General features: G+C 53.2%; 12 protein-coding genes. 10 read left to right on the forward strand and 2 right to left on the reverse strand.

Annotated elements, in window-relative coordinates; genetic code table 11:
* Positions 1-26 precede the first annotated feature (26 nt).
* Genes FYJ35_RS06835 through FYJ35_RS06845 form a run of 3 tightly spaced genes read left to right on the forward strand, consistent with a single transcriptional unit; the run spans position 27 to position 3,947 of the window.
* Complete coding sequence (locus FYJ35_RS06835) at positions 27-1,232, forward strand: NADP-dependent isocitrate dehydrogenase (protein WP_154524914.1); 1,206 nt, start codon at positions 27-29, stop codon at positions 1,230-1,232.
* Between the two features lie 53 nt (positions 1,233-1,285).
* A complete protein-coding gene (locus tag FYJ35_RS06840) occupies positions 1,286-3,319 on the forward strand; it encodes a BMP family ABC transporter substrate-binding protein (RefSeq protein WP_154524916.1) in 2,034 nt (677 codons plus the stop codon).
* A gap of 31 nt (positions 3,320-3,350) precedes the next feature.
* Positions 3,351-3,947 (forward strand): metallophosphoesterase family protein, encoded by a 597-nt coding sequence (locus FYJ35_RS06845; RefSeq protein ID WP_154525138.1) that lies wholly within the window; start codon positions 3,351-3,353, stop codon positions 3,945-3,947.
* Positions 3,948-4,080: 133 nt separating this feature from the next.
* Here the strand turns inward: FYJ35_RS06845 and FYJ35_RS06850 are convergent, their stop codons facing one another.
* Together FYJ35_RS06850 and abc-f are read right to left on the reverse strand one after the other, a co-directional pair.
* Complete coding sequence (locus FYJ35_RS06850; RefSeq protein WP_154524918.1) at positions 4,081-4,965, reverse strand: phosphoribosylaminoimidazolesuccinocarboxamide synthase; 885 nt, start codon at positions 4,963-4,965, stop codon at positions 4,081-4,083.
* A gap of 546 nt (positions 4,966-5,511) precedes the next feature.
* Complete coding sequence (gene abc-f / locus FYJ35_RS06855) at positions 5,512-7,476, reverse strand: ribosomal protection-like ABC-F family protein (RefSeq protein WP_154524920.1); 1,965 nt, start codon at positions 7,474-7,476, stop codon at positions 5,512-5,514.
* Between the two features lie 184 nt (positions 7,477-7,660).
* Here abc-f and FYJ35_RS06860 point away from each other — a divergent pair, with 184 nt between their 5' ends.
* The 7 genes from FYJ35_RS06860 (at position 7,661) to FYJ35_RS06890 (ending at position 16,650) form a co-directional block, all read left to right on the forward strand.
* Positions 7,661-8,329 (forward strand): redox-sensing transcriptional repressor Rex, encoded by a 669-nt coding sequence (locus FYJ35_RS06860; protein ID WP_154524922.1) that lies wholly within the window; start codon positions 7,661-7,663, stop codon positions 8,327-8,329.
* Positions 8,330-8,417: 88 nt separating this feature from the next.
* A complete protein-coding gene (alr, locus tag FYJ35_RS06865) occupies positions 8,418-9,578 on the forward strand; it encodes an alanine racemase (RefSeq protein WP_235906437.1) in 1,161 nt (386 codons plus the stop codon).
* Positions 9,579-9,683: 105 nt separating this feature from the next.
* Entirely contained in the window at positions 9,684-11,009 is a 1,326-nt protein-coding gene (locus tag FYJ35_RS06870) for a hemolysin family protein (protein WP_154524924.1), read from the forward strand.
* Between the two features lie 19 nt (positions 11,010-11,028).
* Positions 11,029-11,772: a YebC/PmpR family DNA-binding transcriptional regulator gene (locus tag FYJ35_RS06875; protein ID WP_154524926.1), complete on the forward strand. Its 744-nt coding sequence runs from the start codon at positions 11,029-11,031 to the stop codon at positions 11,770-11,772.
* A gap of 66 nt (positions 11,773-11,838) precedes the next feature.
* Entirely contained in the window at positions 11,839-12,639 is an 801-nt protein-coding gene (locus tag FYJ35_RS06880) for a CFI-box-CTERM domain-containing protein (RefSeq protein ID WP_154524928.1), read from the forward strand.
* A gap of 85 nt (positions 12,640-12,724) precedes the next feature.
* Entirely contained in the window at positions 12,725-13,597 is an 873-nt protein-coding gene (locus FYJ35_RS06885; RefSeq protein WP_154524930.1) for an undecaprenyl-diphosphate phosphatase, read from the forward strand.
* Positions 13,598-13,629: 32 nt separating this feature from the next.
* Positions 13,630-16,650 (forward strand): FtsK/SpoIIIE family DNA translocase, encoded by a 3,021-nt coding sequence (locus tag FYJ35_RS06890; RefSeq protein WP_154524932.1) that lies wholly within the window; start codon positions 13,630-13,632, stop codon positions 16,648-16,650.
* Positions 16,651-16,657 lie beyond the last annotated feature (7 nt).

The following is a 16,657-nucleotide window of genomic DNA, read 5'->3' on the forward strand; positions in this document are numbered from 1 at the left end:
ATGGATGAAAAAGAGGAGGAGACAGCATGGGCAGGATTCAGATGAAGACACCGCTCGTCGAGATGGACGGCGATGAGATGACGAGAATTCTTTGGAAGATGATCAAGGATGAGCTCCTGCTTCCTTATATCGACCTGAAGACGGAATACTATGATCTGGGTCTTCAGCACAGGGATGAGACCGACGATCAGGTGACGATCGATTCCGCGAAGGCGGCATTGAAATACGGCGTGGCGGTCAAGTGCGCGACGATTACGCCGAATGCAGCCCGCATGGAGGAGTATCATCTGAAAAAGATGTATAAGAGTCCGAATGGAACGATCCGCGCGATTATGGATGGGACGGTGTTCCGCAAGCCGATCACGGTGAAGGGGATCGAACCGAATGTCCGTACATGGAAAAAGCCGATCACAATCGCCCGCCATGCATACGGGGATGTCTACCGTGATGTGGAGATGCGTGTCCCTGGACCTGGAAAGGCAGAGATGGTCTTTACGGATGCAGAAGGACATGAAACCCGGAAGCTGATCCATGAGTTCGATGGACCGGGTGTCATTCAGGGAATGCATAACCTGGACAAATCAATTGAGAGCTTCGCCAGAAGCTGCTTCTCCTACGCATTCGATGCGGGGGAGGATCTCTGGTTTGCGTCGAAGGATACGATTTCCAAACAGTATGATGGCAGATTCAAGGAGATCTTCGAGAGCATCTATGAGAAGGAATATAAAGAACAGTTTGCACAAAAGGGAATCACCTATTTCTACACGCTGATTGACGATGCGGTCGCACGTGTCATGAAGAGTGAGGGCGGGTTTATCTGGGCATGCAAAAACTACGACGGGGATGTTATGAGTGATATGCTCTCGTCCGCTTTCGGCTCCCTTGCGATGATGACGTCTGTCCTGGTGAATCCGGATGGAAAGTATGAATATGAGGCAGCACATGGAACCGTGCAGCGCCATTATTACAAGTATCTGAAGGGGGAGGAGACCTCCACAAACTCTGTAGCAACGATCTTTGCCTGGACAGGAGCACTGAGGAAGAGAGGGCAGCTGGATCAGCTTCCGGAGCTTGTATCGTTCGCGGATCGTCTGGAGAAGGCAACGCTTCAGACAATTGAATCCGGAAAGATGACAGGGGATCTGGCGAGGATCACGACTCTGGACAACCCGGTTGCTCTCAGCAGCCGCGACTTCATCCTGGCAGTCAGAGATACCCTGGAGACACTCTGACAGATTGCTTCTCAGATCGATACTTTGACAGATGATCATGAAGGAGGATTCCTATGGCATCAGACGATTATAAAAAAGCATTGAAGATGGGAAAGGCGGCTTATCGCAGAGCGCTGAGCCGCGGAGAATACCCGTATCTGCCTGCGCTGGATGCCATCCTGACACAGGCGGAAATGAAAACAGAGGAATCTCTTGGACTTGTCAATATTCCGCTTGATCAGATCGTCGGAACAAAGACAGAGGGACGGCAGAACTCATTTGCGAACAATTTCATGCCTCTGATGCCGGAATACTCGGAATTTGCCAGAAAGTGGGACGGCGTGGTTGATTACCATATGAATCAGGGAATCGGCGACCCGATTGTTTGCTACGAGTTCATGAATAAGTTTTATGTGCTCGAGGGGAACAAGCGCGTCAGTGTCCTGAAGTATTTTGGCGTGGATTCGATCGAGGGGACGGTCACGCGCGAGATTCCGTATCCGCAGGACACACCGGAGAGCAGAGTCTATTTTGAATTTCTGGATTTTTACAAGGACAGCCAGGTGAATTATATCTGGTTTACGCAGCCCGGGAGCTTTCCGAAGCTGACGCTTGCCCTGAAGAAGAAACCGGGTGAGAAGTGGACGGACGAGGACAAGGAAAATTTCCGGTCTCTCTACACAGAGTTTTCGGGGCTTTTCAAGGATAAGGGCGGAGATAAGCTGAAAATCACAGCAGGGGATGCTCTTCTGTTTTATCTTTCACTCTATTCCTACAAGGAGATTCAGGCAAAATCCCATTCTGAGAAGGCGAAGGATCTGGACCGGATCTTCAAGGAGCTGCCGGCGCTCGGTGACGAGACGCAGGAATCCCTTGTCTTTAAGCCGGAGGCAGCCTCAGGCGGAAGCGTCCTGAACCGGATTCTTCATCCGCTTGGCGGAAAAACACTCCGGATCGCTTTTATTCACGACCGGCGTATGAGCGAATCCGGATGGACCTACGGACATGAGCTCGGAAGAATGCATGTAGAGGACGTATTCGGTGACAGGATCCAGACGGCTGCGTATTTTCTGCAGGATGATGAGCGGGATATTGCGGAGCTGATCGACGCGGTCATCCAGGATGGATATGAGATCATCTTCACGGCCAATCAGAAGTTCCTCGCGGCAAGTCTGAAGGCGGCGATTGAGCATCCGGAGGTCAAGATTCTGAACTGTTCTGTCGGGCAGCCTCATAATTCCATCCGCACGTATTACGGAAGGCTGTTTGAGGCAAAATATCTGGCGGGCATGATCGCCGGTGCCATGACGGAAAACGAGAAGATTGCTTACCGGGCGAATTTCCCGATCTATGGAACAATGGCGGAGATCAACGCGTTTGCCCTTGGCGCCCGGATGACGAATCCGAGGGCGCAGGTATATCTGCACTGGGACAGTCTGAAGGATCATGAACATCTGAGTGATCTTCTGGATCGTGAAGACATCAGCGTTGTGTCGGGCAACGATATGATCCGTCCCGGGCAGGAAGGCAGTGCCTATGGTCTGTTCATCCGAAAGGATGGGAAAACCGTGAATCTTGCAGCGCCCATCTGGAACTGGGGGAGATTCTATGAACGGATCATCAGTGATATCCTCCAGGGAAGCTGGGACAGCGGAGACGATGTGAAGTCCAGAAATGCGGTTAACTACTGGTGGGGGATATCAAGCGGAATCATCGATCTTGTCCTTTCCGGCAATCTTCCGCGTGGGGTACGGCGGTTTGCCGATGTGATGCGAGGCCGGATTGTGGAGGAGGACTGGCTGCTGAATCCTTTTGCGGGGAAACTTTTCCTGCAGGATGGCCGGGCGATCGGGACAGACACAGGGGCGCTCCCTGCGCAGGAGGTGATTACGATGAATTACCTGCTCGAAGGCATCATTGGCAGCGTTCCTTCACTCGATGAGCTGAATCAGGAGTCGAGAGACCGGATCGCGATGCAGCAGATTATCACGCCGGAGTCTGTGAATGCGGCGACAGCAAAGCATACACCGGTCCAGGTGGTGGAGAAGGTTATCATGACCAGTGAAGAACCGCCAAAGGAAGCCGCATCGGAAGAGCATGATGCTTGAACGGCAGGATAGAAAGTTGAGATTGATTGATATGAGAATCCTCCTGGTTGCGGATGAACCGTGTAAATCGTACTGGGACTACTACGACGAGTCGAAGCTGAAAGGAATTGACCTGATCCTCTCGGCCGGGGATCTTCCGCCTGAATACCTGTCGTTCCTTGTGACATTTGCAAACTGTCCGCTCTTATATGTTCATGGAAATCATGATGCCAAGTATCAGGAAAAGCCGCCGGAGGGCTGCATCAATATTGATGACAGGGTCTATGTTTATAACGGGGTACGGATCCTGGGACTGGGCGGAAGCCAGCGATACGGATTTGGCGACTATCAGTATACTGAGAAGGAGATGCAGAAGAGGGCGAAAAAGGTCCGCTTTCAGATCATGAGAAGACACGGGATTGACATCCTGCTGACACATGCTCCGATGCGGGGATGCGGCGATCAGGACGATCTGCCGCACCAGGGATTTGATGTATTCCGGGAGATTGTGACACGCTACAAGCCGGCCTACATGGTGCACGGGCATGTGCATAAGTCCTATGCCTATGATTTCCGCCGTACCAGGCAGGTCGACAGCACGACGGTCATCAATGCCTATGAGCGGTTCATTCTGGACTATCCATCCTGAGGAAACTGGAAGGAGAGCCGGGGAAATTCCCCGGCTCTCCTTCTTTATATGATCCATATGACTCACATGATGAAGCTTACGATCGGCGGAATCCTTCCTGCTGCGATCTGTCCGCCTGCTTCGCTTCTTCCCGTTACCTTCCGCTGCGGGTAAATTCCTTCCCTGTCAGCAGGAGATAGGCCTCCTTGTACTTCTCGATGGTGCGGTCAATGACAGCCTGAGGAAGTTCGTAATCGCTGTCAGGGTTGGCCTTCAGCCAGTCACGGACGAACTGCTTGTCGTAGGAAGGCTGACTGTGTCCTGCCTGATAGCCGTCTGCCGGCCAGAATCGGGAGGAATCCGGGGTCAGCATTTCGTCGCCAAGGACAATATCCCCATTCTCATCAAGGCCGAACTCAAACTTTGTGTCCGCGATGATGATGCCGCGGCTTCTGGCATAGTCGGCGCATTTGGTGTACAGCTCGATTGTCTTGTCGCGCAGCGCCGTCGCATATTCTTTCCCGTGGCCGGGGAACTTCTTCTCCAGCACATCAATTGACTGTTCGTAAGAGATGTTTTCGTCGTGGTCGCCCAGATCTGCCTTTGTGGAAGGCGTGTAGATCGGTTCAGGCAGCTTCTGGCTCTCGACCAGACCATCAGGAAGCCGGATGCCGCAGACCATTCCGGTCTTCTGATAGGATGCCCAGCCGCTTCCTGTGATATAGCCTCTGACGATGCATTCAAGCGGGAGCATGGTCAGCTTCTGAACCTTCATACTGTTGCCGGTGAACTGCTCCTGGCGGAAGAATTCCGGCATTCTTTCGTTGTCCGTCGTGATCATGTGGTTCCGGATGACATCTTTTGTGTACTCAAACCAGAAAGAAGACATCTGCGTCAGGATCGCGCCCTTGTCGGTGATCCGGTTCTTCAGGATGTGATCAAATGCTGAGATCCGGTCTGTTGCGACCATGATCAGGCTGTCTCCGATGTCATAGACTTCTCTGACTTTTCCAGACTTGAATGGCTTGTACTCCTTCATGCTGACTGTCCTTTCCCAACTGTTGAACAAACGATCAAAGGCATATAGAAAGCCCCGGTTTCCGGTGAAAAAGCCAGTATCGCCGGACACAGGATTCTGCTTTTTCGCCTGACCAATTCTAGCACAGTGCATGTGCACTTGTATATTGAAAAATCGACAGAAACGTTCGTAGGGAATTCTGCGCGGCAGAAGAGCAGTGGACAGCTGATGATGTTACATGCACACATATATGTATCATTATTACAAATGTTACATGAATACTGCGAATATGCATACGATGCATAAACATGCATAATATACACAAACGAGTGTGGATACCATAAAAAGCCTGAAAATGTGGATAAGTGGATATCTGTGGGGATATGTTGAAAAGTGGGAGTGAATGGAATGGGAATGAAGGTGGTTCAGATGGGGCCCGGAGAAAATGTTACATAAATAAAGGGCAGCGGAGTCTTCCGCTGCCCTTCCGGACACGTAATTTACATTTACATGTTTTTGATCCTGATTTCCGCACAGGCAGAACCCATCCTGTGTGGAAACAATCCCTTACTCAGCAAGCTCAGACCATTCATTGTAGAGCACTTCCAGCTGTGTGGTGAGTGCTGCTTTTTCCTTTGAGAGACTTGTCACTTTGCCAACATCCGTGAAGACTTCCTCCCTGGACATCTCCTCGTCGATCTCATTGCTGCGCGCTTCCAGACTGGAGATCTCAGCCTCCAGTTTTTTCAGCCGGTTTTCTTTTTTCCGGGCTTCGGCCTGAAGCTCCTTCTGGCGCTTCCAGTTTTCTGCGCCTGCGTCACTGCCGGATGCATGCTGCATGGAAAGGTGGGAGGCATTTCCGGAAGCAATCTGACCGCCGGAAGCAGAGTGGATAGTCTGCTCATTTGCAGGGGCAAATTTAGCCGTCAGTTCATCCTTCTTTTCAAGATAGTAATCGTAATTGCCGAGATAGCTCACGATGACACGGTTTGTCAGCTCGATGATGCGGGTTGAAACCCGGTTGATAAAATAACGGTCATGAGAGACACAGAGAACCGTCCCGCTGTAAGACTGCAGAGCATCCTCGAGGATTTCCTTCGAGAGAATGTCCAGATGGTTTGTCGGCTCATCGAGAATCAGAAAGTTGGACTCCGAGAGCATCAGCTTCGCGAGGGACAGCCGCCCCCGTTCACCTCCGGACAGGTCGGACACGCGCTTGAATACGTCATCTCCGGTGAAGAGGAAGGAGGCGAGGGTGTTTCGGATGGTCGTATTGTCCAGTGTGGGGTAGGTATCCTGAAGCTCCGAGAACAGTGTCTTGTCCGGATGAAGTGTCTGATGCTCCTGATCGTAGTAGCCGATGTGAACACGGGTACCGAGCCGGATGCTTCCCTCATCCGGTTTCAGGCTGCCGATAATCAGTTTCAGAAAGGTGGACTTTCCGGTTCCGTTGTTTCCAATCATACAGACACGTTCACCGCGCCTGATTTCAAGGTTCAGGTCTGTGAAGAGCGGGTACTCAAAGCCCTTTTTCAGGTGTTCGACTGTCAGGACATCATTGCCGGAAAGGATGCGGGGGGTCAGCTGGAGATGCATGCGGGCGTCAGCCTCGGCAGGCTTGTCAATCCGCTCGATTTTATCCAGCATCTTTTCGCGGCTCTCCGCACGCTTGATGGACTTTTCTCTGTTGAAGCTTTTCAGCTTCTCGATGACGGCTTCCTGATGCCGGATTTCAGCCTGCTGGTTCATCCAGCTTTTCAGCTGTGTCTCCCGCAGCTGTCTTTTTTTCTCTGCGTATGCAGAGTAGTTTCCGGAAAATGACATGCTGGTTCCGTTATCGATTTCCACGACCTTCGTCACCACCTTGTTCAGAAAATAGCGGTCGTGGGCGACAATGATCACGGAACCCTGATAATTCAGCAGATAGTTTTCCAGCCATTCGATCGAGTTGAGATCCAGATGATTGATCGGCTCATCGAGCAGGAGAATGTCAGGTGCCTGAAGGAGCAGCTTGCCGAGTGCGACCCGGGTTTTCTGTCCGCCGGAAAGACTGTCGGCAGGTTTCCCGAATTCTTCCTCTGTGAAGCCCAGACCCTTCAGGACGCCGGAAACCTCGCTCTTCCAGGCATAGCCGCCCAGCCGCTCATATTCCTCCTGTGTTTTATGATACTGATCCATCAGAAGATTCAGACTGTCCTCGGATACAGTGCTCATCTGCCGCTCCATACTCCGGAGGCTTTCTTCCATATCAATGACTTTCTGCTTGACCTGCGCTGTCTCGTCCCAGATCGTCCGGTGGCCGGAGAGTGTGTTGATCTGTGCGAGATATCCCAGTGTACGGCCACGCGAAACTGTGACTTCCCCGCTGTCGGGCGTGATCTCTCCGATGATGATTTTCAGAAGTGTAGACTTGCCGGCCCCGTTGATTCCGACGATGGCAGCCTTCTCATGCTCTTCAATATGAAAGGATACGTTCTTCAGGACAACGTCTGTCCCGAAAGCTTTTGTAATATTGTGACAGGATAGGATCATGGTTCATTTTTCCTTTGGGTAATAAGAGTAATGACACGTTCATCATGATATGGGAAGCGCTTTGAAAAATCAAGAAGCGGCATGTTTGACGAATGTGCAGGAAAAACCTATAATAATCAGCAGTATGCCTGCGGGAAACGATATCATCTGCAGGCGTTTTATTCATGTGGAGGATTGTACGGCGATGGAAGAAAAGGAAATCCCGAAGGCCGTCATCAGCCGGCTCCCGAAATACTACAGGTACCTTGGCATCTTGATGGATGAAGGCGTGGAGCGCGTCTCCTCGGCAGATCTGAGCCGTCATATGCACGCCACAGCATCCCAGATCAGGCAGGATCTGAATCATTTCGGGGGATTTGGCCAGCAGGGGTATGGCTATAATGTCAAGTATCTGTATGAAAGCATCGGAAAAATCCTGGGTCTTGACAGGGGCTACACGATGATTATTGTCGGGGCAGGGCGGATTGGAATGGCTGTCGCCAGCTATACCCGCTTTGAAAAGAGAGGGTTCAAGGTCATTGGTATCTTTGACCGCAGGCCGGAGAATCACCGCGGAGAGAACGCCGGCGGCATAGAGGTCAGGGGGATGGATGAGCTGCCTGCTTTTCTGCGGCAGAACAAGCCGGATATCGCAGCGCTGACCATGCCGTCGGAGGGGGCTGCCATGGTTACACCGATCCTGATCGAGGGCGGAGTCAAGGGCATCTGGAACTTTTCCCATATGGATCTGGAGGTCCCGGAGGATGTCACCATCCAGGATGTTCATTTGTCGGAGAGCCTGATGGAGCTGGGGTACAGGATGAATCATCCTTCCGGCGGGCAGAAGACTTCCGGGAGGCGGCAGGAATCCTGATCACCGGCGGAGAGCCGGAAGGGTTTTCAGAAGGCTTCGGGCGGAGAGAAGGAATCATCGGGATGTGTATTGGTCGGAGGAGATCGGCATGATACCCAATATGGATATGGAAACGGAACAAGGTGCGTACCCGCGCGTGAAGGCGGAGATAGACCTTGGCGCCATTCGGGATAATTTTACTGCAATGAGAAGCAGGCTTCGGGACGACACAAGGATGATTGCGGTTGTCAAGACAGATGCCTATGGACACGGTGCGGTCAGAATTGCGGAGATGATGGAACCTGAGACGTATATCTGGGGCTTTGCGGTGGCGACGACGGAGGAAGCCGTGGAACTTCGCCGCGCCGGGATCAGAAAGCCGATTCTGTGCCTTGGCTTTGTATTCCCCCAGGATTACGATCTGCTGGTGCGGCTTCAGATCCGGCCGGCAACCTTCAAGCTGTCCATGGCAAGACAGCTCTCGGAGGCGGCTTCAAGGGCAGGCATGACACTCCCGGTTCATCTGGCAGTAGACACGGGGATGGGGCGGATCGGATTTCAGGTTTGCGAAGGAGATGCTGACGAGGCAGCGGAGATTGCGAAGCTTCCGAATCTGAAGGTGGAAGGACTGTTCACTCATTTCGCGCGGGCGGATGAAAGGGACAAAGGTTATACACAGGAGCAGTTCCGGAAATACTGCCGGTTCGAGCAGATGCTGGAGGAAAGGGGCGTCAGCATTCCGCTGCGCCATGCGGCCAATAGTGCTTCGATTATGGAGCTTCCCGGGACACACCTCGATGCGGTCCGCGCCGGGATCACCATCTATGGCATCTATCCGTCCGACGAAGTTGACAGAAATCTGATGCCGATGAAGCCGGCGATGTCGCTCATCAGCCACATCTGCTACATCAAGAAGGTCCCGGCCGGAACCTCCATCAGCTATGGCGGGACATTCGTGACAGAGCGGGAAAGCCGGATCGCGACGATTCCGGTCGGGTACGGAGACGGATATCCAAGAAGCCTTTCAAACAAGGGAAGTGTCCTGATCCGCGGCAGGCGTGCACCCATTGTCGGACGGGTCTGTATGGACCAGTTCATGGTGGATGTGACAGAGATCGAGGCGGAGGAGTTCGACAGGGTGACGCTCCTCGGACAGGACGGGAAAGACGCGGTGACGGCCGATGAACTCGGGAGACTGTCCGGCCGGTTCCCGTATGAGCTTGTCTGTGACATCTCAAAACGTGTGCCGAGGGTGTATGTGAATGCTTAATCCGGCTGCCTTGACGGTGATTGGTTTTATTGTTATATTTTAGTTTGCGTCTGCTGACGGCGGAACCCATACAACCGTCAGCCGGGATATCAAAGGGAGTTTTCAATGAGCGATGACCTGGGGCCTTTCCCCGGAATACTGATGTTTATGCTTCTGGCTGCGGCTGGTTTTATCTGTTCTGCATTCAGCGCGGCTGCCTCGGAATTGTCCGATGCGGACCTAGAGCGGAATGGAGACGATTCAGAGGATGAGGACGGGGCGGACTTTTCAGACAGACAGAAGGCCATATGCGGCAGGCTTTCGAAGATCCTGGACAAGCCGGAGCAGATGATCGGAGCTTCCGCTTTCTGGCAGATTCTGACAGCCGTGTGCGGAGCACTGATCTTTGAACGCATCCAGGGGGCAGGAGTCTGGCTTTCTGTTCTGTGTGCTGTCTTTCTGACTTATGTCTTCGGGAGGGCGCTGCCGGGGTATGTCGGAAAGGTGCACAGGCTCAGCTATATTTTCGCCGTTTATCCGCTGTGGCGGGTGCTTTCTGGCGCCGCGCTTCCGTTCACGACTGTGTTCGGATGGGCAGCGGCGTTTCTTGCAAAACTGGCTGCATCAGATCCGGCTCAGATCCGGGAGAAGGTGACCGAGAGTGAGATCATTTCCATGGTCAACGAAGGGCACCAGCAGGGAACGGTTGACGAGGATGAGGCGGAGATGATCCGGAACATCTTCGAGCTGGACGAGAAACAGGCTCAGGACATTATGACGATCCGGGGCAAGATCATCGCACTGAGCGGAAAGACTCCGCTGGACGATGCGATCCGTCTGATGGTCAAATCACCGAATTCCCGGTTCCCGGTTTATGATGACTCCATCGACAATATTACCGGAGCTCTCTACATCAAGGATGCCATGTCCTTCCATATGAAGGAACAGTATAATCAGAAAAGCATCCGGGATATCCCGGGGCTTCTGCGGCAGGTGAAGTTTGTGCCGGAGACACGCAGAATTGATGAGCTGTTCTCGGACATGCAGAAAAGCCAGGTGCAGATCGCGATTGTCGTCGATGAGTACGGGGAGACGGCAGGCCTTGTGACGATGGAGGATATTCTGGAGGAGATCGTCGGGAATATCTTCGATGAGTATGACAGGGTGGAGAGGCTGATTGTTCCGGTTGGGAAGGGAAGATGGAAGATCAGCGGCATGGCGTCTCTCTCCGATGTCGCGAAGACACTGGGCGCTCAGGAGAATGAAGACTATGAGACCCTGAACGGATACCTCACCGCGAGACTGGATCATGTGCCAGGACCGGGTGACGTGGGAAAGCGCGTCGCAGACGAGGAGAACGGCATTCTGTTTACAGTAAGGGCAGTGCACGGGAATACGATTCAGTGGGCTTTGGCCGAAAAACAGCAGTCAGACCAGAAAGAAGAAGGTTGAATCAAAGGAGAAGGATTCTATGTCAGGACATTCAAAGTTTGCGAACATTAAGCACAAGAAGGAACGCAACGATGCTGCCAAGGGTAAGATCTTTACAATCATCGGCCGTGAGATTGCCATCGCCGTCAAAGAGGGCGGACCGGACCCGAACAACAATTCCAAGCTTCGCGACGTTGTTGCGAAGGCAAAGGCAGCCAACATGCCGAACGAGACAATCGCCCGCGGCATCAAGAAGGCGGCCGGGGATGCAGACTCTGTCAACTACGAGGAAGTGTCCTACGAGGGATACGGCCCGAACGGCGTCGCGATCGTTGTGGACTGCCTGACCGACAATCGAAACAGGACGGCAGCGGATGTCCGGGCGGCATTCTCCAAGAACGGCGGCAATGTCGGAACACCGGGCTGTGTTTCCTTTATGTTTGATAAGAAGGGACAGATTATCGTCGATAAGGAGGAGTGCAGCCTCAGCTCCGATGACCTGATGATGGCAGCACTGGACGCCGGAGCGGAGGATATCAACGAGGCGGAAGATTCCTATGAGATTCTGACCGATCCGAATACCTTCTCGGAGGTGCGTCAGAAGCTGGAGGAAGCCGGCATCCCGATGGCATCCGCTGATGTCACGATGATCCCGCAGAACTATGTCAGCGTCGACAGCGAGGAAGCCAGCAAACAGCTTACCCGTCTGCTGGACACCCTTGATGAGAATGATGATGTGCAGGCTGTCTATTCCAATCTGGAGGAGAGCGACAGCGCAGAGTGAGGAGAACCCGGAGGCTGATCTTCTGAGGAAAACAGGCCGCCGGATCAGGCGGCAGGAGGCATGTTCATGAATGACTATGAAACCGGTATGGCGGGCATGCGGGATGCGCTGAAGACGCACGATGCGCTTCTGAATGCATTTTCGCGTAAGCTGTACGCCGAACAGTTCAAGGACTATTACATGAGCCTGATTCCGGCGATGGACGCGATCGAGAATCTGTATGCGGCTGTTGTGGAAAAGGATACGATGCTGGAGAACATGGCACAGGAGCTGGTGTCATCTGCTTCCCAGATGCTTGATGCGGCGCCCAGGAGAGAGAAAGAGCGTCTGAACATCAATTTGAGCCTCGCCATGGCAGGGTATGTATTTCCGGCGCTTCTGAAGTACCAGGGCTTATCCTCGAAACCGCTTGTCGATCATGTTTCAAAGGCCTGGAAGCGGGCTTTCCCGAAGTCAAACCTGACGCCGGCAGAGTATGACGTGATTGAAAAGGGCTTCCATAAAAAATTCTGTTTTATCACGACGGCCTGCTGCAGACGGCTGAACCGACCGGATGACTGTTATGAGCTGACGCTCCTGAGAACCTACAGGGACCAGTATATGGCGTTCCTTCCGGATGGGGAGAAGCTCATTGAGATGTACTATGATGTAGCACCGTCCATTGTCAAACACATCGACCGGCTTCAGGATTCGGATCGTATTTACGATGGGATCTGGGACACTTACATCCAGCCATGCATCCGACTGATCGAAAGTGGGAAAAACGAGGAGTGCAGAGCGCTCTACACACGGATGGTGCTGGATCTGAAGAGCCGGTATTTCCTGACAGAACCGGTCCGGGCCTGCCAGTCCTCTAAAATCGCCTGAGAAGGGGACATCTTCGCTGGAGAAGGCTATCCTTGTTTCAGGCTGATTTGAAACCTGTCAATGAGTCAGGAAAGGAATCGATCATATGTCAGTTCTTCAGGCTGTTTTTCTCGGGATTGTGCAGGGACTCACCGAGTTTCTGCCGGTCTCCAGTTCAGGGCACCTTGCAATTTTTCAGAACATTCTTCATATTGAGACCGACAGCAGCGTGCTGTTTGATGTCATGCTCCATGTCGGGACACTTCTCGTGGTTCTGGTTGTCTACTGGAAGGACATTCTCAAATTGATTGTGGAGTTCTTCAGGATGATCGGTGACTTATTTGCCAATCTGTCCATGCTGTTTTCTTCCGGAAGGAAGCAGCCGCATTACCGCAAAATCGTTCGTACCAACTACAGAAAGTTTGTGGTATTGATTATTGTTTCGACAATTCCGACGGGCATCATGGGATACCTTGGCAGCAAGCTGATCAAGGACGCTTCCGGGACGCTGATTGTTCCGGGAATCTGCCTGCTCATAACGGGTGTGCTGCTCTTGCTGTCTGACAGAAGAGCAGACTGCTGGAAGATTCCGAAGGATGTATCCTATGGCGAGGGTGTTCTGATCGGGATCGCCCAGGGGTTTGCGACGCTTCCGGGACTTTCACGTTCCGGCAGCACGATTGCGGCTGCTACGTTCTGCGGGCTTGACCGGAAGTTCGCTGTAAAATATTCGTTTATCCTGTCCATTCCGGCGATTATCGGGGCAGCCGTGCTGGAGCTTTCTGATATCTCTTCGGAAGCGGTTACCGGCAGGCTGATCGGGACTTATGCGGCAGGAATGATCGCAGCAGCGGTTGTCGGCTATCTGGCGATTCGATTCATGCTGAGAATTGTCCAGAACCGGAAACTGAAATATTTTTCGTATTATTGCTTTGCGATCGGGGTTCTCTCGATCATCGGACAGTTTGTGTTCATGTAAACTGCCGCAGCGGGCACAGGAGGGTCTTCTGAATGGCTGATCGCAGAAAGACAGCAGGCAAAAAACAGAGTGCAGCTTCAGGAAGGGCGGGAACAAGTTCCCGCTCTTCTTTGAATGGAAAGAGAAGGGCGGCTGCCCGGACCGGAAAATCATCCGGCTCCGGCAGAGCTGCAGCTTCGAGGAAAACAACTGCCCGTCAGACAATGAAAACGATGCCGCAGCCCAATCCTGCGATGAACATCGAAATATTCTGCTGGATCCTGCTTGCAGTGTCGGTTTTGATCTTTATCAGCCTGTTCGGCATCGGCGGAAAGATCGGGAATGTACTCGGCGGTATCTTTTTCGGATTGATGGGAACCAACGCTTATGTCTTTCCGTTTCTTCTGTTTTTCCTGACGCTTTACATCATGGCAAACCGGGGCAGCAGAAGAGCATATGTTCAGACAGCTTCCGCCGCCGGTCTGTTTGTGACGGTCTGCGGACTTCTGGAGTTGATGCTGGTCGGCTGGCGGGAAAGCCACAGTCTGAATGAATACTATGAGGTTGGAATGCAGTACCATCAGGGCGGAGGCCTGATCGGCGGGGCACTTGAGAATCTGTTCTGCCCGACGATCGGTGTGGCGGGAACCTATATTGTGCTGATTGCCGCCACAATTCTTTTCCTCGCGCTGATCACACAGAAAACGCTGTTTGTCTCAGCCGGAAAATGGGGCAGGCAGACGCTGGACGAGCAGCGGGAAGTCCTTGCAGTCCGCAGGGAGGCTGAGCGAGCCAGACGCCAGGAAGAACGTGCTGAAAGACGGGCTGAAGCCATCCGGCTGCGCGAGGAGGAAAAGAAGCGTTTTGGAGAACAGTCCGCCCTGAAGGCTGCCCCGGATGGAAGCGGTGAAGACCCGGATGGTTTGTCCATCTCTTTCTTTGGCAGACAGAAAGCAGAAGGTAGCAGATCGTCTGCGGAGGATGCACAAAAGGACCTCTTCGGCGATGTCAGATATGCAGATAAAAAGGGCAAAAAGGATTTTGTTGTATTCGGAAAGCTCAGCGGAGATGTGCCGGACGGACGAAATGCCCCGGTAACCTCATTTGAGAAGGACGACTTGAAGGCGAAGACCGTTTCTTCAGAGGCGCTGTTCAGAAGGAGCAGAAAGGCAGATGCACATCAGCAGGCAGAGGCTTCTGATGCCCATGATGCTGCAGAACCGGTTTCCGGGCTTGAAGAGCCGGAGCTCGGGGCAGGCACTCTTTCTCCTGACCTTGTGATACACAGGGGCGGGGAGGAAGCGTCTCCTGTCAACGGGACAGGCAACCGGATGCTGCAGGAAAAGCTGAAGCATGACAGCTGCAGGGCTTCACAGACCAGCGCTTCCGGGAAAGAAGCAGCAGACTTCGGCAGGCTGCCGGATGAAGAACATGACCAGGCTGAACGCGGAGAGGTTGTGACAAAAAAGGAAATCGAGGAGGCCGGTGCGTCCAATATCAGGAGAAAGGCTGCCCAGCAGGCGGGAGCACAGGTCTCAAAGAAAGTATCTGCGTTGGAGGCTGAGCAGGCTGCCGACAATGTCGCAAGAGAGATCGAGTCAAAGGAGGAGGAAGAGCAGCCATATGCATTTCCGCCGGTGGATCTTCTCGAAAAACCAAGGCGCAGTGCAGACAGCCTGACAGATGCGGACCTGAGGGAGACTGCGTCGAAGCTTCAGCAGATTCTCGCGACATTCGGAGTGCATGCCAAGGTGACCAACGTGTCCTGTGGTCCGTCGGTGACCAGGTATGAGCTTCAGCCTGAGATGGGCACGAAGGTTTCGAAGATCACGAACCTGGCGGATGATATCAAGATGAATCTGGCGGTCACGGATATCCGGATCGAGGCGCCGATTCCGGGAAAGGCGGCGGTCGGGATCGAGGTGCCGAACAGAACGCCTTCCATGGTCTACCTGAGAGAGCTGATCGATTCAGAAGAATTCCGGAAGGCCAAGAGCAGACTGACCTACGTGGTCGGGAAGGATATTGCCGGAAAGATCGTCGTGTCTGATATCGCGAAGATGCCGCACCTTCTGATTGCCGGGGCAACCGGATCCGGAAAGTCTGTCTTCATCAACACAATGATCATGTCGATCCTGTACAAATCAGATCCGTCGGACGTCAAGCTGATTATGATCGACCCGAAGGTTGTCGAGCTTTCTGTGTACAACGGGATTCCGCATCTGTTCATCCCGGTCGTCACCGATCCGAAGAAGGCGGCAGGAGCACTCAACTGGGCAGTGTCAGAGATGACAAAGCGCTATCAGATGTTCGCTGAGGTCGGTGTCCGGAACCTGGCCGGCTACAACGCAAAGGCAGAGGCGCTTCAGAAGGCCGGCACTGCCGGCGCTCCGAAGAAGCTGCCGCAGATTGTCATCATTGTCGATGAGCTGGCGGACCTGATGATGGTCTCCGGAAATGAAGTCGAGGACGCAATCTGCCGTCTGGCACAGCTTGCACGCGCCTGCGGGATCCATCTGGTCATCGCAACGCAGCGGCCTTCTGTCGATGTCATCACGGGACTCATCAAGGCTAACATTCCGTCAAGGATTGCATTTGCGGTCTCATCGGGGACTGACTCAAGGACCATTCTGGACCGCGGCGGCGCGGAGCGTCTGCTCGGAAACGGAGATATGCTTTTCTCCCCGCAGAACTATAAGAATCCTGTCCGGATTCAGGGCGCTTATGTCTCAGATGAGGAGATCCAGGAGGTCGTCGATGCCATAAAGGTGGACGGAAATTCTGATCAGATCAAGGAGCGGATGGAGGAGGTCCAGAAGGCAGCTGTCAGCGCGGAACCGGGAGGCGGAGGCGATGTGGATGAGCTTTTTGCCGAGGCAGGAAGGTTTATCATCTCCAAGGACAAGGCGTCCATCGGCATGCTGCAGAGGTGGCTGAAGATTGGCTTCAACCGCGCGGCGAGAATCATGGACCAGCTCTCGGATGCAGAGGTAGTCGGTCCGGATGAGGGGACAAAGCCCAGAAAAGTGCTGATGTCGGAGGAACAGTTTGAGAATTATCTGGAAACACATTGAGAAATAT

Source organism: Porcincola intestinalis, assembly GCF_009696445.1.
Lineage (GTDB): Bacteria > Bacillota > Clostridia > Lachnospirales > Lachnospiraceae > Porcincola > Porcincola intestinalis.